Raw genomic sequence first — 22,885 nt, forward strand, 5'->3', positions numbered from 1 at the left:
TTTGCCTTGGACATTAAACGTAAAATCTTTCGAACGCGCGCTATTATGCGGCTCCACAATTAATTAAAGCAAATACTAATCACGCCATGGAATTACTGTGCCCAGCGGGCAATATGCCTGCATTAAAAATCGCCATTAAAAACGGTGCAGATGCCGTTTACGTTGGTCTTAAAGACGAAACTAACGCTCGCCATTTTTCTGGTTTGAATTTTACCCAAACCCAATTATTACAGGCCTGCCAGTTCGCCCACCAGTACAAGCGAAAACTGTATGTCGCCATAAATACTTTCGCCCATCCCAATAACTGGAAAGTCTGGACCGACGCCGTAGACATGGCCATACAAAGTGGCGCCGACGCGCTGATACTTGCAGATATGGGCCTGTTAAATTACACCGCGCGACAGTACCCAGATACGGAAATTCATCTTTCTGTTCAGGCCTCGGCAACCAATAGCGCCGCTATCGATTTGTACCACCGTGAATTCAATATCACCCGCGTGATTCTTCCCAGAGTACTGTCATTTCAGCAGGTAGAAAAACTGTCTGAGACTTGTACAACCCCCCTAGAGGTTTTTGCCTTTGGCAGCCTCTGTATTATGGCCGAAGGACGTTGTTACCTTAGTTCATATTTAACTGGCGAATCACCGAATACTGTAGGCGCCTGCTCCCCAGCGAAATATGTACGCTGGCAAGAAACACCGAAAGGCCTGGAGTCGCGGCTGAATAATGTACTGATCGATACTTATCAAATCAACGAGAACGCGGGTTATCCCACTCTGTGCAAGGGGCGCTTTAATGTAGATGGCAAGCTCTACCACGCACTAGAAGAACCTACGAGCTTGAACACACTCGATCTCCTGCCACACCTCCTGGCCATCGGGATTCGTTCGGTGAAAATTGAAGGGCGCCAACGCAGCCCTGCCTATGTTGGGCAAGTCACGAAAGTGTGGCGAGAGGCTATTGACTCGGTCAAACAATCACCTACGCAATTTTCAGTAAAAGAAAACTGGCAAAGCACGCTTACCAGCTTGTCTGAAGGCTGCCAAACAACCCTGGGCGCTTACGAGCGTCAGTGGCAATAGCATATAATCTTCGAGAGAGACAAAACCTGTGAAATTTTCCCTTGGCCCTATTTTGTATTACTGGCCGAAAAACATCGTTAAGCGCTTTTATCAACAAGCCGCCGACTCCAGCGCCGATATTATTTATCTTGGCGAAACGGTGTGCGCTAAGCGAAAAGAGATATCGTTGGATGATTACCTTCAAATAGGCCACGAATTGCGCGAAGCGGGCAAGCAGGTGGTGTTATCAACCATGACATTACTGGAATCTCCCGCTGATGTTAGACAGCTTAAGCGCTATTGTGAAAATGGTGACTTTTTAATCGAAGCCAACGATATGGGAGCTATTGGTTTCTTAAGTGAACAAAAACTGCCCTTCATCGCCGGTACCGCACTTAATTGTTACAACCCATACAGCCTCGACTTTTTACTATCCCAAGGAATGCAGCGCTGGGTTATACCCGCGGAAATCAATAAAACCTGGATTAGCGAGCTGACTCAACACTCGCACATTGCAGGGAAACGCAGCCAATACCAAACCGAACTCTTTGCATTTGGCCATATTCCTCTCGCCGCATCTGCCCGCTGTTTTACCGCTCGATCTGAAAACAAACCTAAAGATAAGTGCGAAACCTGTTGCATCCATTACCCAGAAGGAAGAAAAGTCAAAAGCCAGGAAGATCAAACCCTCTTTGTGCTCAATGGCATTCAAACCCTTTCGGGCAATTGCTACAACCTAGTGAATGATCTTTGCGATATGGCAGGCATTATAGATATTGTACGTATCAGTCCACAGCAGGAAAATACCTTCTCCTGGCTGGATGCATTCAAGGAAAATCAGACAGGAGAAAAACCGCAATCGCTTATAGATGAAAATTGTAACGGCTACTGGCATGGAATGCCGGGAATGGATCGATTACAAGGTTGACAGACGCCCGGCCAAAGCACACAAAACGAGAGCTAAGTTCTATCCTATTTCAGGACAGCAGGCCATTATTTCAAAATAAAGAGATGATGAACAAAAGGCTGCTTTCGCAGCCTTTTTCTTTCAATCATTTAACCTTACATTTCACCAAAAACATAACGAACTCATTCACATTATCCACTACTATCGCCGAGAGGCTCTATAGTAACTTACAAACTCTTTGCTATTTTTGCCACAAGTGTAGATATTCGAGCACATTGTTCATTAAATCATTTACTTCGCGGTATCGCCCCTCTCTTCCATGTAAAATTTCATTTTCTGTCTGAATATATTCAGAGGGAACCAATTCGTTACCGCAATTTACTACCATTGCCTGAGTTGACGTCGGCGTTGTTTCAAGGTGGAATTGTAAGCCAATAACATGATGGCCTATTTGGAAAGCCTGGTTTTTACAACCCACACTTTCCGCGATGTGGATCGCCTCTGGAGGCAAGCTAAACGTTTCACCATGCCAATGAAATACCTCGGCCTCTACGGGGAATTTAAAGGCTGAATGACGCAATGATGACGTTGCACGAATAGGAAACCAACCAATTTCCTGTTTTGCGTTTGGATATACCTCAGCACCCAGAGCGTTTGCGATAAGTTGTGCGCCCAAACAAACCCCCAACGTTGCTCTACCCGATTCGATAAAGTAACGTATGAACGCCTTTTCAGTTACAAGCCAGGGGTACTGTTTCTCGTCGTTAACACTCATGGGCCCGCCCATCACTAGAAGCAGGTCAACATCGTCCACTTTTGGTAAATCTGAAGATTCATACAGTTTCGTACACGTAATTTCATAACCAGCCGATAGCAGCCAAGCTTCAACACTGCCTAAACCTTCGAAAGGAACGTGTTGTAAGTAATGTGCATGCATTTTTCTCTCCTGAGAATCGACATAAGGGTAAACGACGTGGCTTTACGGCTCTCAGTTGAATTACGCGTAACAGGGCCTAATGTCTAACGCATTGAAATACTATTGCTTAAATTGCACCCTTTAGCTTTGCCAGACCATAAGCATTAACGGTTGTAGCGTCCTTTATAAGGCCAGACAATATCATTTTTTCAAACTCATGAACGCTGACTTTCTTCGTAATCAGCCCCTCCTCTTCCGTATCCAAATGGGTAGACGTAAATTCCAAATCCCTGGCAACGTAGATATGATACCCCTGGTTAGAATAGCCATAGGCTAAATATTGATGCCCCAAATACATCATATCTTTCGATACTAGGCCGGTCTCCTCCTGTAATTCGCCTGCCGCCAATAAGGCGTGGTCAACCTCAGGATCATCCTCCCACGAACCTTGGGGAAACTCCCAAAAGCGCTTTTCTACAGGGTAGCGATACTGCTCCACAATATGAACGAAACCATCTTGAATTGGGATGATAACGACAAAATCCGGTTTTTCAATAACACCAAATATACCCTCAGAGCCACTTAACCTTTTTATCCTGTCCTCACGAACTTTCATCCACTTGTTTTGATATACCACCTTGCTATCAAGTGTTTCTATTTCCTTCATCACCTACCTCATTACGAATGTGATTAACTCAAATAGGGTTATATTTTAAATGATTGTCTACAGTGACACTTATAACAATATTTACGCTGTCGGCTAGAGCCGCCAGTCTCCAAACGTATTGTCCCAATTTATACTCTCATTCAAAAAGGTTGCCCTTCCTCTTCCGCTGTCGACGTCATCACTCTCACCAAACGATTACATCGCTTTGCGAATGTAGTTAACCCCTTCCCAGCGCTTTCGAGAGTTTACGACTAAATTGTCTTTAGGTCGCTAGCATTGATCGACCGGTGTAGAAATAGGTAGGTTTTTAGAGGTCGCCTGTAACCCTTGGCGTGAACAAAAAAAATGCCCGCCCGTCTACAGACAGTGCGGGCATTGTTGGGTGAAGCGATTAACTAGAACGTGTAGGAAGCACTCAGGTACACATTGCGGCCCAGCTCGTAAGTATCAAAGTTGTCATCTTCCTCGTGCAGTTTCACATCGGTCAGGTTTTTAATACCGTACCGCAAGGTGAAACTTTCACTTAACACACTGGAAAAGCCCAGGTCAGCACGAGTATAGCTCGGCAGAGTCAGGTAATCCGGCCAGACGTAGGTCACTTGCTCGCCGGTATAATTGATACTCAAGGACGCCTTTACTGCATCAAGAGCCTGCCAATCCAATTTAAGGTGGGCAATCTGTTCAGGACGATTTTCCAGTTTTTCGCCAGCACTGTCTTCAGTCTCCAGCTTGGTGTAATTCCCGCTGAGTTGCAGTTTGTCATTAACGCTGTAGGTACCTTCCAACTCCAACCCGGAGGTTTCCACTTTGTCGATATTTTCCCAATTGCGCTGGTTAGCTTCCGCATCGTAAGTTGCCGATATCATGTCGGTTACTTCGTTTTGGAAAATCACCGCAGTTAAATTCCAATCGCTTTGACTAACGGCAATACCAAATTCAACGTTCGTGCTGGTTTCTGGATCTAAATCTGGATTGCCGCTCAGGAAGCAGCTACCGCCACAACTGATAATGCGGTATTCCTCACTCAACTGGTATGCCTGCGGCGCTTTAAAGGCTTCGCTGACACCACCTTTCAAGGTTATCGCATCATTCAACTGATACACAACATAAGCACGCGGCGTAAAGTGGCTACCGAAAAATTCGTTGTCATCCATACGTCCACCCAACGTCAGGGTGAAACTATCGCCAATACTGATTTCATCTTGAGCAAACACAGCGGAGTCGGTGATGGAGACTTCACCGGTATCTTGGTAGCTCACGTTGTCGGACACGATCTGCTCGCGGTAATCAAGGCCAGCAGTAATGTAATTGCTGTTGCCCAGCTTAGTATTGAGGTAACCCTTTAAGTAAGTGTTTTTTTCATTCAGCTCACGTTGTGCCGGTGCATCGTAACGAGAATTAAAGTCATCAATCGTGCCATCTTCCTGCTGTAATTGAACGGTGCTATTACCCCAGCCCCAATCTCCCATGTGAGTTACGCCCAAGGTGCTGCGCGATATTTCCTGCTCGCGGTAGTCAACCAAGTCTCCAGACGCATAGTAGATACTATGAGGACGATCGTCTTTGTTGTATCCAAGGTCGAAATCGAGGCTTTGGTTTTCAGCCAACTGCCAGCGCAATGTCGTGAAGAGATTCTGTGCTTTTTTCTTTTCAAGCTTGGGCGCTGAGATTTCACTGTCGTCCGAATACCAAGCATCGCGATCATAGGCCTCTGCGGAAACAGACAAATGCAAAGTATCAGTCAAACCACCCTGCGAGGAAACACCCGCACGTACCTGGTTGCCACCATCACCAGACATAACCGATTGGTATTCACCGCTGATAACACCCTGCCACTCATCCACAGGCGCTTTAGTAATAACGTTAATCACACCACCAATTGCATCAGCACCGTAGAGTGACGACATTGGGCCGCGTACTACTTCCACCTGTTTAATGCTATTCAAGGGAATCGAGTTCAGGTCAAAATCACCACCACGCCACAACGCGCTGGAAGAAGATACACGCTTTCCATTCACCAGTACCAATGTGTAATTACCACCCAAACCACGTAACTGCAGCTGGTCGCGACCGCTAGCATCGGTAAAATTATTCACACCTACGGTTTCTTTCAACAACTCCGGTAGCCCGTTGATAGGTGTAGCGGTAATATCCTCTGCGGTAATCACGCTAGTAAAGGCCGGTGCGGTTTGCGTGGTTTTCTCCGTCATGGAGGCGGTAACCACCATAACTTCGAGTCGCTCATTGCCATCTTCAGCGGCAACTGAGCCCATAGAAGCGGTAGTCATACCGGCAATGACTGATGAAAGTAATAGCTTGTTAAATTTCATGTATTGAATCCCCAAATAAATCCCATTAAACGATTCACACCCACTACATGCGTATGCGAATCGTTCGTATTATTATTATATCTAGAGAAATAGCAAGGAAAATCGCGCCTAAATTGTGGTTAACTTGATCTAACCCTAATCAGCAGCGGCCGTTGAATCAGTCATTAGTTCAGGATTATTTAGCGGAGCGTTGCGTACGGTTTTGCATATTCCCAGTAGCGACAGGCCAACTAGCAGCGACCCCGCTCCCAGTGTAAAAATACTGCCTAAAGCCGGTAAAAATTTACCCAGAACACCAATCCCAAAGGTACCAAGCGAATCACCACATGCGTCCTGAGCAGTCCACAACCCGTTTATGCGACCTAGATAAATATCGGGAGTGTGTCCTTGTACCAAGGTGTACTGCAGTAATGATGCGATAGATACAAGATACCCAAACAACACCAGTATCGGCAGTGCCAACCATAGATTTGGCGTCAGGCCCAAAAGTGTAATACAGACGAACACGGCCATGCATACCAGCATCATCACCTGCCCTGGCTGCCGAAGGTGATTGGCCCAAGCGCTGATGAGTGCACCAAGACAAGCTCCCAGCGGCACGGCTGAATACATTAAGCCCAACTCGAAAGCGCCGCCGCCAAAACTTTCGTCTACTAGCGCAGGGAATAGCACGCGAATAGCGGTAGTGAACGTAACTAATGTGCCAATAGCCACCACACTGCCGACCACCTTGTTGTGCAATACGAAGTTAAGGCCGTCCAGTAGCTCTAATAAAGGGTTCCGCACCGCCAATACCGGGGGTTTCATTGCTGGCAAGCTAAGCAATGGCAGTAAGGTTAATCCTGTACCAAAGGCCGCAATCAGGTAATTCCAATGCACACCGGCGTTGGCGATAATCACCCCGCCCACGGCCGGTGTTATTACGGTCGCAAGCCGCATGGATACCATGCTAATAGCACGCGCCTGCATCAGTTTTTCTCGCCCAACAATATGCGGCATGCAGGCCAGAAGCGCAGTAACCCCAAGGGCTCCGAATAATCCATCCCATAGGGACAACAGGTAAATAGCAGTGAGCGAGGGCTCCGGTAACAATGCGTTGAGCGCTAAACCTAGGTACCCCAGTCCGCAAATTCCGCGAGCCAGCAAAATCAATTTTTTCCGGTCGTACCGATCGGCCAATACCCCACCGTAAAGCAGGCCAACAAAAAGGCCAAGACCGTCGCAGGCCATCACCAGCCCCACCTGAAAACTGTCGCCCGTCAACTCGTAGACCTGCATGGGTAGCGCCACGGCGAGCATGCCCAAACCGATAAGAGAAAGGGTGCGGGCGATAAATACCGTGCGAAAATAACGGTTCGATTTCAACAGGCTGAAATCTACAAACGGTGAGTTGTTCATGGTTAAACTCCTAAATTTCGGCCAGTGCGGGCAGGTGACCGGCTCTGCTGCTACGTGCATCGACAAGCAACTTATGAATTAAAGGCCCAAGGGTTCGAAGCGAGTCGGGCGACATAAGATCCTGGTGTTCGCAATCAACCAGATGGTGCAGTTGCAGGTGATGAGCATAGGGCAGCCAACTCTCCCTCGGATGGATGTAATCTGGCCGCGATTTTTCGGCAACAAATACGGTTACTGGCCCGTCGTAACGAGGCGTCTTCGCTTTCGCCAGTAAATCTACTGCGTCTTTGTAGTTGGCGAAAATCTGCTCAAGCATGGCTTCGCGTTCGCGTTGTAACTGACTGTCCGCCTGATCATCGTTCATAGCCTGATTCAGTACCTGCTGTTGTTCACGCTCGGCGCCAACATCTGCTTCAGCGTTGTCGAGGTCAGACCAGTCGTGGACTTCTGCCGGGTAGGTATCAAGCAAGCCGAGAAAATCTACCTCCTCGCCCTGCTCCCGCAAGCGTACCGCCAAACCGTAAGCGATGGTTCCACCAAGCGAATAGCCCAGCAGGTAATAGGGGCCCGAGGACTGTACCTGCCGCAGGACTTCCAACTGTCTGTCGATAAGCTCATCCATACTCGCGCTGGTGGCAATAAGCCCTTTTGGCCTGGGTGATTGCAGGCCAATAATGGGCATGTCAATTTCCAAGTAGCGAGATAGCACACTGTATTGCCACGCAAAACCGGAACCTGGGTAAACGCAAATTAGAGGGGATTCGCTACCACCACGCAGTTGAATAACGGGGTTAAAGCCATCACTCCCCTGCTCGTTCACAACACGCTCGCTAAACAGGTGAACCGCCAGTTTTTCAACAGTGGGCGTCACCATAATCTGCCCTACTGCCACCGGTCGTTCCAATTCCTTGCGAATTTCCACCGCTAGCGTCATCGCCATTAGCGAGTGACCGCCAATCGCAAAAAAATCGTCGTCGGCGTGAATATTGTCAATGCCCAAAACGCGCTCAAATATCGCTGCCAATCGGCTTTCCAGACCACGTGCAGGGAGTCTCCGAGTGCCCTGCTGTGGCAAGCCTGCCGATATTTTCGGCGCAGGTAATGCCTTGCGATCAAGTTTGCCGTTGGGACTTAAGGGAAGACTCTCGATTTCCACAAAGGCGGTGGGAACCATCGCCGGAGTTAACTCTAGTTGCAGCTGGGCTTTAAGAGTTTCAGCACTGAAGCTGGCGCCGTCAGCCAGCACAATATACGCCACCAACTGGCGTTCATCGACGCCGCTGCCCGCTGCCGATGAACCACCAAGCACCCGCGCGTGAACCACGGCATCGGCCACCTCGGGTTGTTGTTTGATCAACGATTCAATTTCACCCAGCTCTATACGCTGACCACGAATTTTCAACTGATCATCGGCCCGACCCAGATACTCCACGTTGCCGCTCGGCAACCAGCGCACAATATCGCCCGTGCGATACATTCGCTGTCCTATATCGAAAGGGTTCGCGACAAAACGGGTGGCGCTAAGCGAAGCGCGCCCAAGATAACCCAGGGCCAGTTGTACCCCGCTCAAATACAGTTCCCCACACGCTCCGACGAGCACCGGGCGCAAGTACTGGTCGAGCACCCATAATTGCGTATTCCACACTGGGAGGCCAATCGGAACACCGCTCCCACCTTCAGATAAATCACCAAATGCGGGCCTATAAGTGACATCTACGGCAGCCTCGGTTGGCCCATAGAGGTTGTGCAACTCGGCATCGAACAGCTGGCCAAAATCACCCGCCAGATTCTTACCCAATGCCTCACCACTGCAAAAAACTCGGCGCAGGCTGCTACACAGCTGGCCGTCGTTTTTATACAGAGATGACAAGCTGCTGCAGAAAATTGCGAGCATGGAAGGCACAAAGTGCATGGTGGTTACGGAAAACTGGTCGACACAATCACGCAAGGCTAACGGGTCACGGTGTGCCTCGGGCTCCGCCATAACCAACTTCGCCCCCACCAGATACGCCCAGAAAAATTCCCACACCGACACATCGAAACTACAGGGGGTTTTCTGCAGAATCACATCATCGCTCGCCAGCGGGTATTGGTGCTGCATCCACTCAATGCGGTTAACGATGGCCCGATGAGAGATCAACACCCCCTTCGGACGACCGGTGGTACCCGACGTGTAAATAATATAAGCCGGGTCATCGGCCGTCAGATCTGTCTCCAACAGTGGTGGCTGACGCCCCGATTCAAAAAAACTATCGAAGCAGAGCACCTTGCCGTTTGCAGCGAACCGCTGCCGGTTCCCGGTATCGGTTATTAGCAGCCGCGGGGCAGCGTCTTCGAGCATAAAATGTAAGCGTTCATCGGGATAGCCAATATCCAGCGGCAGGTAAGCAGCACCGGCTTCAATAGTGGCAAGAATCGCAACGCTCAAACGCGCAGAGCGAGGAAGCGCCACCGCGACGATATCGCCACGCGCAACGCCACTATTACGTAAATCTTCTGCCAAACACTGAACCTGGTAGCGCAGTTCGTTATAGCTTAAGGCGTGATTAGCATCGGCAAGCGCCGGAGCCGACGGAGAGCGCGCTGCTTGGTCGCGCAGGAGACTGCGTAAGCTCAGCTCAGGCAAGCTGCGTTTGGTCTGGTTAACTGCCCGCAAGAACACCGTTTCCTCAGGTGTTTGCAAGGCGTAATGCGCCAACTTCCTACATGGATCAAGCAACATCGTTTGCAGAAATTGTTCGATCCGACGAGCCAACTGCTCAGGTTGCTGAACAGCACCGCGATTCTCTACCAGCAAGCGAATGCGCTCACCAGGAATAACCAGCAACGCCAATGGGTAATGGCTGTACCCACGATTGTGAATGTCGCCAATGCGCACGCCATCCAGGTCGTACCCCAAATAGGCGCTGTCCGGGTAATTTTCGACGACCAACAAACTGTCGAACAGGGTTTCGCCCCCCGCCAATTGCTGTATTTCGGCCAGGCCCAATCCATCGTTTTCCAACAGCTCCATATGCTTGGGTTGCAGAGCCTGTAGCTGCTGCCACATGGTCTGATCAGCCTTGATCTCCAGCGCCACTGGAATGGTATTCAGAAATAACCCCACCTGCTCTTCAATGCTCTCGACCGCCGCCGTACGGCCCGAAACAGGAATCCCAAACACCACTTGATCGCGCCCGCTCATGGCAGACAAGAGCAGGCCCCAGATACCCTGCATCACGAGGTTCAGCGTGAGCCCACGTGCGCGAATTTCCGCTTGCAGGCGCGCGCTGAATTCGGCATCAAGCAGCAATTCAGCCTCTTCAACGTGCATATGGATTTCCTGGCTGCCAAACAGTACGCAAGGTTTTACCCCCTTTAGGTGATCCTGCCAAAGGTCCCGACTGGAACTTAAGTCGCGACTGCACAAATGCTGTAATACTCTGGAATAGCCGCTGTCTGAAACGGCTTCTGGGTACGCATTACCGCTGTAAGCCTTCAGTAAATCTGCCAATATCAGAGGCGTGGACCAACCGTCCACGACCAGGTGATGAACCACCATCAGCAGAGAATAGTGTTGCGCGCCAAACCTCAGAAGGCAGGCGTTTAACATACCGCCAAAGCGATCTGTGTGTTGCGGTGCGCTCAGCATCTCCGCTTCTATTTCCGCAGCACGAAGCGCTTGTTGTGTGCCTTCCAACGCACTTAAATCCAGTACCTGACAGGGCCAATCCAGAGGACCTTCGGGTGGCAGCAAGAACGCGGGTTTATCGGCAGTATCCAAATCAAACAGGCCCGCCAGTTGTGGGTGACGGCTGACCACACAATCAAGAGCCCGGCATAAACGCTCGCTGTCCAGAGCGCCATAAAAGCTCATTCGGGTGTAAGCGTTATAGCCCGCGGCCTCGTCACCAAGCTGCGCGAGAAAAAGCATCCCCCTTTGCAGCGGTAGGATCGGCGCTACAGCGCGGAACGCACCGTGACGAAGCTCCAGCGATTGGCGATCCATATTACTTAACGGTAAGCCTTGCTCTTCATCGTCAGCCTTCACTTCTGTACTGATAGGCGCCAGCAACAGCGCCATAGCGCGTGGCGTTCGAGCCGAGAAAACGTCGCTGGGGCGCAGGAAAAAACCCATTTTACGCAGGCTGGTACACAACCCTATGGCCAGGATACTGTCGCCACCAACATCGAAAAAATCGTCCTCTGCACCAACATTATCCAACCCCAACGCCTCTCCCATTGCGCCACACAGGTTGCGCTCACTCAGCCCCTCCGGCGCTACTTTTTCTTTAACCATAAATCTAGATTTAGGCAGTGCCTTTTTATCGATTTTGCCATTGGAGGTGCGTGGGAGAGTATTCACCAGCGTAAGTGAGGCTGGCACCATATAGTCCGGCAAAGTCTGTTGCAGGCTCTGCAGAAAACTTGCCGCCAGGCTGTCGCTCAAGGTAGCGTCCAAATTCGGCACAGCGCAGTAAGCCAGCAGCCGATAGCTGTTATTCTGTGCCTCAGCCACCACCGTGGCTGCCTCTACTTCGGGCAACAGCGACAGCGCGTTTTCGACTTCTGCCAGTTCAACACGGTAACCACGCACTTTTACTTGATCGTCACCGCGCCCCAGAAACAACAGCTGTCCCTCTGTATTCCAACGCACCAAATCACCGCTACGGTACATGCGCTGCCCCTTGCTGAAAGGGTTAGCAACAAAGCGGGCGGCACTAAGATCGCTGCGTCCAAGATACCCCAAAGCCAGCCCTTCACCGGCAATATAGAGTTCACCCACGGCACCAGCAGCTACCGGCTGAAGCCAATCATCCAATACATAAACCTGGGTATTCGCGATGGGCCGACCAACAACGGCCGCAGGGTTTGCCGATACTTCCGCACACAGGGTGTCTACCGTATATTCCGTGGGTCCGTAAAGGTTATAAGTATTTAATTTCGGCCACTGCCGCAATTGTTGCCACAATGCTGCCGGTGCCGCCTCACCACCAATAGCGATCAACCTCGGGCTGTGGCCGGGAAAATCCATCAAACTATTATTCAGCATGGCCGCACAGATAGACGGCGGCAGGTCCAGCGCATCAATGCCATACTGTTGTACTTGCTCCACCATGGCGAAGGCATCACGTCTCAGCTCGTCGCCGAAAATATGCAGTTCCTGCCCCAACAGTAACCACAGCAGTTGTGCCCAGGAAGAATCGAAAGCCAGAGAATGTGTGTGTGCGGCCCGCACTCGACGGCCCTCTTCATTGTGTATCTGATCAATAAGGGGTTGATAGATCTGCTCTCGGTGAGAAAGCAGCAGGTTTAACAGGGACGAGTGACTTACCAACACACCTTTTGGCTGCCCTGTACTACCGGAAGTGAAAATGATGTAGGCAGGATCATCACTCTGGGGTTGACGAGGGCGCTCGGCTAGACTCAGCAGGCCTTGGCCTAAGGATGCCAGCTCGGCTGAAACCTCGGGCGTATTCAGATTTAACCGGGGAACCGCCGTATTGGCCAGTCGAATATCGGAATGACTAAGCAGCAGGCTCGGCCGCGCTTGTGTCAGCATACTGTTAATGCGCTCGACCGGATAATCCAGATCGATGGGCAGCCAGCTGGCGCCGCAATTCAGTGTCGCCAACATTGCGCAAACCGCATCGATTGATCGCGGTAGCGCCACAGCCACAGGTACACCGATTTGAGCCCCAGAGGACAACAGCCAGCGGCTGAGCTGATTGACCCTGCCGCATAACTGACTAAGACTTAATTGTTCGGCTCCCATAACCAAGGCGGTATCATCAGGCTGCTGCTCGGCACGGGCGAACAGCAAGTCGAGAATATTGCGCGCGCGCTCTGGCCCGGCGAGCCGTTTACCTCTACCCCACGTCTGTAGACGTTCTCGCTCCTGATCATTGACTATCGGAAGGTTCCGCACGGCGCTCTCTGGATTTCTAAGTAGCGAGGCCATCCAAAACTGCAAGCGTTCTGAGTGTTGATCCAGCTCCTTATCGGCGTAGAGACGGGCATCTGCGCGCAATTCGATATGCACCCGCTCGCCATGGATCATCAAGCCAAACTCGAAATCATCAATGGGCCCGGCCGCGAGGTGGTGGGTAATTCCGGTTACGCCGCCAAAATCCAGGTTGTAATCGAACATTTTGTAGTTGATAAGCGGCCCGTAAAGACGTCGCCCAGAACCAACAAGCTGCTGGTCCCGCTGAATCCACTCAGCATCGTAACGACTGTGTTTACGCAGGCTTTTCAATTCCTGTTTCAGTTTGGCGGCAAACGCCAGCCAATGGCAATCAGGTTCGACTTCCAGCCCCAGAGGTAACACGGTTACAACAGGAGCAGAGGAACTGATAGCAACCGACCCCATACGCCGCATAAACGGCAGGCCGACCACCTGCCGGGCGACACCGGTAAGACGATAAAGGTAAAGCACCACTGCACTCATCAGCAGCTCGGGCACGCTCAGCCGATGCCCCTTTGCCAGCGCCTCCAACGCTGGCAAAGCGCCTATGGGCAACTGCAGATTACAACTCAACTGCTCGGCGGTGGGCAGTAGTTCAGCCTGCCCTCGGTGTGTCAGACTTTGGGGTACAGCCAGTTCGGCACAATAGCTGCGCCAGAATTGCTTATCCTGCTCAAACGCTGCAGAGTCCCGATAACGGGCTTGCTCATCAAGCACCTCCGCTATCGAGCACAAGGAACTGGATTCTGGCACCTGCCCTCGCAGCAGAGCTGAGTAGATACCGGCAATACGTTTGGTGAGCGCGGTAAAGCTATAGCCATCGAGCATAATGTGATGAAAACGCTGGTACCAGAACCAACGCGCCCTGCCTTGCCGGTCCGACAAACGTAAAAGAACCTGGCGATACAAGGGCTGGTCAACGTCGCAACTCAGTGGCTGACGAAGATCCGCCGCCATCCACTCCTGAGCCAATTGCTCACCATTTTCGCAAGCGCTAAAATCCTCCAACTCAGGATCGGCCAGCTGCTCTGGTGCCAGCCTCGACTGTAGAGTTTGCGAGCCATCCTGGTAGCGAGCCGTGACCGTATCGGCTTCAGTCATTGCCTGGCGAATGGCCTGACCAAGCAAACCCTGATCGATATCACCATTCAATTCTATGTAGTGGGCAATAACATAAGCGTTCTTCTCGTTGCTAACCTGATCAGCCAGCCAGATACCCTGCTGGCTTGGCAGCAAAGGTAGTACTTGCTTGTTTTTGGCCATAACCTTACTCCGCGATTACATCTATCGAGGGAAAGAGCACACCGTCTTTCCAATTGCGTTCAATAAACGTCAAACAAGCGCTTCTATCCGATGGCCCAAACTGAATATTCCAGCCCCCCGGCTGCTCAGCAAAAGTCGGCCACAGGCTGTATTGCCGTGCGTTATTGACCAGTACGACAAAGCTGTGAGCCTCATTGTCAAAGGGGTTAACGTAATCTTCATTCATCGTCGTCATGGTTTATTTTCCAATATCGATGGCGGCAGCAGTTCTTGTAAGCCGCGCAATAATCCTTCGCGCCAGCAAACCCAATCGTGGCCGCCGCGAAATTCGTGATAATTCACCTGATGGCCCGCTTTAATTAACGTATCTCGCATTGCGCGGTTGTCATCAAGCATGGTGTCTTCGTAGCAGCCAACCTCCAGATAAAACTGCAGTGGGTGTCTGTTGGCCATACCGGCCACCCTTTCCATCAGCGATCCACCCGGTTCGCTCTCCCCCCGCCACCAGAAGGAACCGGACTGACTAAGCACGACATCAAAGCACTGGGGATAAAACAACCCGGCATAGCAGGCGGCCAAACCACCTAAACTTTGTCCCGCTACCAGCGTTTTCTTCGGGTGGAGACTAAAGCCACGCTGCTGCGTTATACGTGGCAACAGTTCCTCCTGCAGGGCCTGCCAGAACCTGGCATTGCAGGCCAGTTCCCGGTAACGGGTTTTCGCATCGATGGCATCAAGCAACAGATAGGACGCCGGCAACAAATATCCGCGCTGGGTGAGAGAATCCAGCGCGCCTTTGATGGGTATGGATTTGGCCCAAAAACCGCCATCCAGTAAAATTACCAGCGGTAAATCTGCTCCATCACCCGTGGTGTACAGCCAGATATCCCGACGGTTACCAAGCAAGCGACTGTGCCAGCGCAGGGCCCGAACACCGCCATAAAACCGATCGTACTGCGCCCCCTCCAACCCGCTTGTGTTAGGCGACAGGTTCAACTGCGAGAGGGGCCTTCCCTCGAGACCGAGATACCCCGGAAGCAAGTTGAGCGGGTCGCTTTGAGCTGAATCCGCTAGCCGCTGTAGCCACCAGTCCCGTCTCGCGGCCAGCTCGTTGGGCGCCACATGCTCGCCGTTATCGGGCACGAAAAAATAACTGCCGCACCAATCGCCGGGCACACAAACCCGCCAAAACCAGACGTCGGTATCATCAATGTGAATTAAACAGGTGAATTCACCTACAGGATGTGGCGTTAACGACCATGCATCGATATACACCTGCCGAGTCGTCGAGGTGCGCCCCCCTCCGCCAGGGTCCCGCCACAAAAAGGTTACTTCACTGTGCCCCCCAGCGAGCGGCCGGGTTATAGGCGTTCCTGCGCATTCAATCCGTCGCCACCAATGGGCGCTACCGATATCGCTGGCACATAGTTCATCTTCGCAACCCATAAGTTCGCGCTTATCCATTGTCAGACCAAACTCAGGCTGACAGGCTTGCGCCGCCATCCACCACCAGATCCTGCAGGGTAATATGACCAGCAAGATCTGATGCCAGAAAGACAACACTATTGGCAATATCGCGAGGGCTCGCCAACTTCCTCAGAGGAATACCGCTTTTGTAGGTTTCGAGAGAACCGGCAATGGTGCGCGCAACGCCGCGTTCATCCTTGAGCATATCGCGCAGCATTGGCGTATCTGTTGATCCGGGGGAGACTAGGTTGCAGCGCACCCCATATTGGGCCAGCTCCAGGCCAAGACAGTGACTTAAACTTTGCAGCGCCGCTTTGGATGCACAATAGGCTCCCATATCCATTCTTGGCACATGTGCCGCGTTGGAAGCGACGTTCACGATGCAGCCCGAGGCCTGCTGTTTAAACACGGGGATCACATGCTGAACCAAATGGAAAACAGCGCTGACATTGACGTTCAGACACGCTTGCCAATCTTCGTTCGATAAAGTTTCCAGTCGCCCCATTCGCAGAATACCAGCGACGTTAACCAATATATCCAGGCCCGCCCGCTGGGCCAGCACCTGCCCGCACGCGCTGGCGATTGACTCAGGATCAGCGAGATCAACCGAATAAGTGGCAAAGGGGTATTCAACCTCGGGAAACTCGCGATCAAACCCGTAAACCTCGGCACCAAGCGCGTGGAAACTCCTGGCAACTTCAAGGCCGATACCGCGACCTGCGCCGGTAACCCAAACCACCTTTGCGTTAAAGTTGAGCACATCTGCCGCTGTATTCATGCGGCCATTTTTTCCTGTATCAGTGCCCACCAGCCATTTAATGTTGGTTCTCGAGCAAGCTCTTCAAAACGAAATGTGAACCCCAATTTCTCCCATTCGGCCATCAACCCCATCACCTGCACCGAATCCAATCCGTAGTCGACCAGGTTTTCATCCGGGTCAAACGCCTGCTCGTCTTCATCGATCAACTCAAGCAGTGTTGCTTTCAAGCCTTCACGGGTCAGTTTTTTAACAAGGGAATCCAGTAACTGCTCTTTGTGGATAACCGCACCGCATCGGCCCGCCACGTATTTAAGCGCCATGTGATGCTCTTCTTCGGAAAAATCGGCTACTGCATCCGCGACCATAAAAGGTTTAATGTCACGCATAAACGCGTCCAGCGCTGTGGTGAGGCAGCCAATATGGGCATACACACCAACGATAATCAGCTGGTCACGCTGCCACTCGTTCATCAGATCCTGTAAATGGCTCCGCTGAAAAGCGCTATAGCGCCACTTCACCAATACCGTGTCGCCCTTTTCGGGTTGCAGAAGAGGCACAATATTCTGCTGTTCCGGGTCCGCATCTGTTAAACCAGGGCCCCAAACATGATTTAGCAGCGCGCGCTGAGCGGTCGTTTGGTTGGCTGGCTGTGCGGTATACACCACCGGGATACGCTGACTGCGTGCCCAGCTTATAATTTCGGCAATATTGTTTTGCAACTGCTGTAGCAGCGGATTCACCTCGCCATAAAAACGGGCGAAGTAATTTTGCATATCGTGCACCAGCAGCACAGCTCTATCACTCTGTGGCTGCCACGTTACCCGGTTAACCGGTAGCTCATCCGGCCCAGGGAGTGAATAAGACGGTATGGATGGGATGCTCATGATTGGGAGGTTCCTGAATCGAATTTAAATTGTCTCGCCGCGTGCTCGCGTAAGCGTTTTTTGTCGATTTTGCCCACTGCCGTAAGAGGTAAATCCTCAAACTGCTGAAAGTGATCTGGCAACTTGTACTCAGCCACGCCTTTGGTTCGAAGAAATTTGCGAAACACCATCGGTCGCAATTTTTCAACGCCAGCAACCAGACAGGCACAACTTTTTTCGCCCAGGATAGGATCCGGCACAGACACCAACGCAGCGTTAATAACACTGGGATGACTAAGCAAAAGATTTTCGATTTCCTCCGTGGCGATTTTTTCCCCGCCGCGATTAATCTGATCTTTCACTCGCCCAACCACGCGCAGGTTGCCAGCACCATCGCGTTGCACCAGATCACCGGAATAGTAAAAACCGTCGCCGTCGAAAACACGGGCATTGTGCTCCGGTGCGTTGTAGTAACCGCGAAAGGTATAGGGGCCCCGCGTTATCAGCTGCCCCACTTCACCGTCCGCCACGGGCTGGTCTTTTGTATCCACAATCTTTATTTCGTCGTCGGCACACATGGGCCGTCCCTGCGAAGTAAAGATGCTGCTTTCATCGTCTTCTAGCCGGGTGTAATTCACCAGGCCCTCCGCCATCCCAAACACCTGCTGCAGCTTACAACCCAGTTCTTGTGGCACCCGGCGGGCAACCGCCTCCGCAAAGTTCGCCCCTCCAACCTGCAGAAGCTGCAAACTGGAAAGCTTTTGCCTGTGCCCTGCAGCGGTGTTTAGCCATAGAATTACTGCAGAAGGAACCAATGCCGTCATCGTCACCCTATGCTTTTGAATCAGCTCGAAACACGCGAGAGGCTCCGGCAGAGACGCCATTACAACAGTTCCGCCGGAGTGGAAAACACCCAGAGCGCCCGGTGAACTTAGAGGAAAGTTGTGCGCGGCAGGTAATGCACAGAGATAGCGAGAAGTCGGAGAGAGACGGCAAATCTCTGCGCTTTGCCTTACGCTGTAGTCGTAATCGTTATGCGTGCGGGGAATCAGCTTAGGCGTACCGGTACTGCCGCCCGACAATTGAAAGAAAGCCACGTTTTCCGCGTTAATACGGGGCAGCCGGGTTGCATCACCCTCGACCGGGTCGAATATCAACTCCAACAGGTTTTCAGCATAATCTGTTGCCCCTAAAACCAGTATTGAATCCAGAGGTGTTTCGACACTCAGCTCTTGTGTAAATCTGCCATCGAAAAATAAAACGTGCTCACTGGAGCCTATTAAAAGACGGGGCTGTAATTGCCTGGTATAGGCCGTCAACTCCAACCGCTGATGACTAAACAGGGCGTTTACTGGCGCGACACCCAGCTTTAACAGTGCGAAAAATACGATATAGAATTCCGCCACGTTGGGTAGCTGTACCAGCGCTGTATCTCCCGCGCCAAAGCCGCGCTGATGAAGACGCCAAGCCAGATTAGAGGACAAATTATTGAGTTCGGTATAGGTGAATTTTCGCTCACCACAAATGAGCGCGACCGAATCCGATTGGTACCTGTCTTCCAGAATCTTGGACAGGGGCTGATCCAGCCAGTAACCCTGCTTGCGATAATACTGCGCTGTCGCTGTCGGCCAAGGGGTGTATTCCAGGCTCATAACGCCGGCTCCACCGCAAACGGAAGCGCTTTAATCATGGTTTGCATCTTGGCCTGAGTTTCCGCCCATTCAGCCTCAGGACAAGATTGCTCGACAATTCCCGCCCCGGCAAACAATCGAATATTGTTGTTTCTCGCAATGCCACAGCGAATTGTTACAACCCACTCGCCATTACCCTTACTGTCCAACCAGCCCACCATGCCAGCAAAAAGGCCACGGTCAAATGATTCAACGAGGTTAATTAACTTGTGCGCCTGACGGGTGGGGTAGCCGCAAACAGCGGGGGTTGGGTGCAGCATACAGGCCAGCGCCAAAGCGCTGGTTTGCGGGTTGTGCAGCTGCCCTTCAATGGCGGTCGACAAATGCCACATTGACTCGGTAGACAACAACGAGGGATCTTCCGGCACCGTCAGCTCTTTGCAGAAAGGTCGCAATACGCGGTCAATTTCCTCAATCACCAGACGGTGCTCATAGTGATCCTTGGCCGACTGGCTAAGCTGTTGCGCCATTTCACTGTCCCGAAGTGCGTCGGACTGACGCTTCGCGGAGCCGGCAAGGGGGTTAGAGTAAATACACTCTCCCTCTTTGCGCACCAGTAACTCAGGACTGACGCCAATCAGATTACCGCCGCCTTCCAACGGAACACGAAAATGATAGCCTGAAGTATTTTGGTCCACCAAAGTATTAAATATACTGTCTACTTCAACCGTATCATTCAGCTCCAATTCCAACACCCTGGAAACGACGGCCTTGCGTATATCACTCAGCTGAAAATTTGCAATAGCCTGCTGAACAGACTGCTTGTAACGCTGCTCCTCCGGATAACTGCGGCTGGAAACGACAGATAACTCGTTGACCGGTACCTTGTTTGGAATATCCAAACGATCCCGGTTACAGAATTCTGCATTCAACGGTATATACAAACTTGAGGGCTGGCTCAAATCAAACGGAATTGCACCGATAACGACGGGATCGACCACACCGCTTTGCGCAGCCCTGCCTAGGGCATCGTTCAGGCCTGCCGTAAACTGTGATTGCCCACCCTGGCCCTCAACCGGCGTTGATATCCTCTCAAATAGCCCATAGGCTTTAAGACTGCGATGCGAGGAGCAAAACAGAAAATCCGGATGACTAGGTAACGCGATAGAGAAGCGATTTTTCTCCGCGAACTGAACTTTCATTTTACCCTCCTAGATACAATTACACTCAAACACGAATGCTAATGATAACGGTTCGCAACTGTATCCATGGAAAAGATATCTGTCAATCGAGTTGATCAAAAACTTGATCAGAATTAATTAACATATACATAAAATTAGCGCGCGCCGGTTTCAGGCGACAATTAACCGACTTGTCACGAAAAAATTACAGGCGATAGGTGGCGCGCCAGATATAGAAAACAGCACGAACTGGAGAATTAAAACTGAAGCATAACGGTGAATGTGGCAGACGCGCATTCACCGGAAAAGTCACCGACAGAAAAGACACTAGCAGCTTGTTGAATAAAGACCGTCAGCGCAGATAATTTTTCAACGGCACGCTAATCGCACACCGGTTTTGAACGGTATACGGTGGCACCTTCGGCGAGTTCTCTCTTCTCACTTTGCAGCGACCACACGCTGTCGGCAGCACCGTAATGCGCCCGATGCCAAGCTTTACGCGCAAAATAGAAAAAGCACAACGCAAATATTAACGCCGTAACGTCCACACTCAGCGTAGCAAGGCTGGCGTGCGTCCACCCCAATGTGGGCACAAGACTCGCCAGCAGTGATGTAAGGGGAATGGCGAGAGCAGAAATACCGCAAAGCATTAGCAATTCAATTCCCGATCGAGCGGCTCCGCGCCAGAAGGCCCAAGCCACGGAGGAAAGGAAAACAGTGTAATAGACGAGTAAAAAAGCATAATTAGTATTGCTCATCTGGCCGTGAAGCCACTTGGCCGAGACCAGAGACAAACACACACCAGCTACCGATCCCAGGCAGACACCCACCGTTGCAGAAGCCATCACCCGACATGAAAGATTTTGTTCCGGCAACGCCGCTCCCCGCCGTTGTTTTTTTCTGCGTTTTTCCAGCCATAGAAGATTCCCGGAGTAAAACAGAAAAGCCCCGCCAATACCCAAAGCGAAATACAGCCAGCGCACCATATTTCCGCCATAGCTCCCAAAATGCAGCGAAAAGAACTTGGACACTATGCTACCCCAAAGCCCCTCTTGCCCCGGAAGCATACCGGTCTGCATAATATCCCCGGTGTAAGGGTTCATTCCCAGATAACCCTCGCGCGCGCCGCTTACCATATAGTCGGTATTCATAAGCGCCACACGGACGCCCGGACGCTTCGAATCCAAACCAGAAAACATCATTTCCGTTACCTTCATATTTGGCGCTCGCTGCTCAACCCGGTTCAACAACTCGCTAACTGGCAGCATATTTACTGGCTGGAAAGCTTCCGCTGATGGGGGCGCGCGAGTAAACATGGGTTGATCACGGTAAACCGCAACCGAAAGCGTGTCGTAAAATTGATCGTGAAAGGCAAATACGATGGCGGTGAGACTAATCACTATATGAAATGGCAGGCTGGCAATGCCCACAATATTGTGAGCATCCAACCAAAAACGCTTGCGATTTTTGCCTTCGCGCAAAGCGAATAAATCCTTAACCAAGGTTGGCAACAATAAAATGACACCAGAAATCAACGCCAAAAAGTACAGAACTGCAGCCGCACCAAGAACATAAACACCAAGATAATCATGTCCGGCAAAAAACGGCAGGCCCGCCGTTCGATGAAGCATATCGATCAACTCTGCCAGCGCCGACGGCACCGATTCCCTCACCAGTATTTTCCCGCTGTCATCAAGCGTGGCATAACTGAAGCTGTGGGCCAGATCCAACTCTCGCCCACCCTCGTGATCACTCCAGCTAACAGGAGCTAGAACACTTTCGGTATTTTCCAGCTTAAGCGTAAAACCGCGATGGGATTCGGGGTAACCACCGAGAACTTGATTAACAAGAGAATCAAATTTTTCCGGCACGACACTGTTCATTTTCTCTATCGGCGGCGACAACCAGCGGTCTATCGGCTCTTTGAAAATGGTCAGAGCTCCCGCATAGAATGCAATAAACAGCAAGACACCGGTAACAATCCCCGTCCAGGTATGCAAAGACTGGTAAATGCGTAATATATCGCTACGAATTTTCACAACGTCACCATTATCGAGTACACCAAAAACAGAAGGGAAAAAACGAGAACATTCGCACCACCAAACCAAAGCAAAGCTCGATTTCCAGATTTAAAGAGGAACACAAAACTGAACATAAGCATCCATACCGGTGCTATAGACCACATAGCAAACTGTGTTTTCTCCGGCGCGCTGATACCGCCCGGACCCAGCCAGGCAAACAAACCACTCAAGCCGACCGAGAATAGAAACCCCAAAACAGCGCCTGCGAGAATTTTCCTCCACCAGTCGGGAGAAATTTTTTGCCTCTCACGTTGCTGGCTCACAAACGCTGCTCCGTCTTCACATTCCGTCGCAGTAAAACTGCGAAGGGTAATACGCCGAAAAACAGCATCACCGCGACGAGCCAAGCAAAAACCGCCGTGCTGGTCTGCAGACTATAGCTCCAGAAAAAAGGCGCGATTAAACATAAAATC

15 protein-coding genes are annotated in these 22,885 nt (G+C 51.2%); 2 read left to right on the forward strand and 13 right to left on the reverse strand.

What is annotated here, in order from left to right; genetic code table 11:
• Nucleotides 1–86: 86 nt before the first annotated feature.
• Entirely contained in the window at nucleotides 87–1,082 is a 996-nt protein-coding gene (gene ubiU / locus H5715_RS06940) for a ubiquinone anaerobic biosynthesis protein UbiU (protein WP_075184592.1), read from the forward strand.
• A 28-nt stretch (nucleotides 1,083–1,110) separates the two neighbouring features.
• Nucleotides 1,111–1,989: a U32 family peptidase gene (locus tag H5715_RS06945; RefSeq protein ID WP_075184591.1), complete on the forward strand. Its 879-nt coding sequence runs from the start codon at nucleotides 1,111–1,113 to the stop codon at nucleotides 1,987–1,989.
• A 220-nt stretch (nucleotides 1,990–2,209) separates the two neighbouring features.
• Here H5715_RS06945 and H5715_RS06950 read toward each other — a convergent pair whose 3' ends face one another.
• The 13 genes from H5715_RS06950 to H5715_RS07010 form a co-directional block, all read right to left on the reverse strand.
• The gene (locus tag H5715_RS06950; protein ID WP_075184590.1) at nucleotides 2,210–2,905 is read right to left on the reverse strand and encodes a type 1 glutamine amidotransferase; all 696 of its coding nucleotides are present in this window, start codon (nucleotides 2,903–2,905) and stop codon (nucleotides 2,210–2,212) included.
• Between the two features lie 106 nt (nucleotides 2,906–3,011).
• Nucleotides 3,012–3,551, reverse strand: coding sequence for an NUDIX hydrolase (locus H5715_RS06955; RefSeq protein WP_075184589.1), 540 nt, complete (start codon nucleotides 3,549–3,551; stop codon nucleotides 3,012–3,014).
• Between the two features lie 395 nt (nucleotides 3,552–3,946).
• Nucleotides 3,947–5,881 carry a TonB-dependent receptor plug domain-containing protein gene (locus H5715_RS06960; protein ID WP_075184588.1) on the reverse strand — a complete coding sequence of 645 codons (1,935 nt, stop codon included), beginning with the start codon at nucleotides 5,879–5,881 and terminating at the stop codon, nucleotides 3,947–3,949.
• 135 nt (nucleotides 5,882–6,016) lie between these two features.
• Nucleotides 6,017–7,279 (reverse strand): enterobactin transporter EntS, encoded by a 1,263-nt coding sequence (entS, locus tag H5715_RS06965; protein ID WP_075184587.1) that lies wholly within the window; start codon nucleotides 7,277–7,279, stop codon nucleotides 6,017–6,019.
• A gap of 10 nt (nucleotides 7,280–7,289) precedes the next feature.
• Entirely contained in the window at nucleotides 7,290–14,489 is a 7,200-nt protein-coding gene (locus H5715_RS06970) for a non-ribosomal peptide synthetase (RefSeq protein ID WP_075184586.1), read from the reverse strand.
• A 4-nt stretch (nucleotides 14,490–14,493) separates the two neighbouring features.
• A complete protein-coding gene (locus H5715_RS06975; protein ID WP_075184585.1) occupies nucleotides 14,494–14,724 on the reverse strand; it encodes an MbtH family protein in 231 nt (76 codons plus the stop codon).
• A complete protein-coding gene (gene fes / locus H5715_RS06980) occupies nucleotides 14,721–15,992 on the reverse strand; it encodes an enterochelin esterase (protein WP_083607920.1) in 1,272 nt (423 codons plus the stop codon). Before fes ends, H5715_RS06975 begins: the two co-directional genes overlap by 4 nt.
• The gene (gene dhbA, locus H5715_RS06985; protein ID WP_075184584.1) at nucleotides 15,967–16,734 is read right to left on the reverse strand and encodes a 2,3-dihydro-2,3-dihydroxybenzoate dehydrogenase; all 768 of its coding nucleotides are present in this window, start codon (nucleotides 16,732–16,734) and stop codon (nucleotides 15,967–15,969) included. Before dhbA ends, fes begins: the two co-directional genes overlap by 26 nt.
• Nucleotides 16,731–17,600 (reverse strand): isochorismatase, encoded by an 870-nt coding sequence (locus H5715_RS06990; protein ID WP_075184583.1) that lies wholly within the window; start codon nucleotides 17,598–17,600, stop codon nucleotides 16,731–16,733. Before H5715_RS06990 ends, dhbA begins: the two co-directional genes overlap by 4 nt.
• On the reverse strand, nucleotides 17,597–19,231 hold the full coding sequence (locus tag H5715_RS06995) for a (2,3-dihydroxybenzoyl)adenylate synthase (protein WP_075184582.1): 1,635 nt from the start codon (nucleotides 19,229–19,231) through the stop codon (nucleotides 17,597–17,599). The genes H5715_RS06990 and H5715_RS06995 overlap by 4 nt, the downstream gene beginning before the upstream one ends.
• A complete protein-coding gene (locus H5715_RS07000; protein ID WP_075184581.1) occupies nucleotides 19,228–20,412 on the reverse strand; it encodes an isochorismate synthase in 1,185 nt (394 codons plus the stop codon). The genes H5715_RS06995 and H5715_RS07000 overlap by 4 nt, the downstream gene beginning before the upstream one ends.
• Before the next feature lie 359 nt (nucleotides 20,413–20,771).
• Nucleotides 20,772–22,430, reverse strand: coding sequence for a PepSY-associated TM helix domain-containing protein (locus H5715_RS07005; RefSeq protein ID WP_075184580.1), 1,659 nt, complete (start codon nucleotides 22,428–22,430; stop codon nucleotides 20,772–20,774).
• A complete protein-coding gene (locus H5715_RS07010) occupies nucleotides 22,427–22,819 on the reverse strand; it encodes a hypothetical protein (protein ID WP_246434723.1) in 393 nt (130 codons plus the stop codon). Before H5715_RS07010 ends, H5715_RS07005 begins: the two co-directional genes overlap by 4 nt.
• Between the last annotated feature and the right edge of the window lie 66 nt (nucleotides 22,820–22,885).

This window comes from Teredinibacter haidensis, from assembly GCF_014211975.1.
Lineage (GTDB): Bacteria > Pseudomonadota > Gammaproteobacteria > Pseudomonadales > Cellvibrionaceae > Teredinibacter > Teredinibacter haidensis.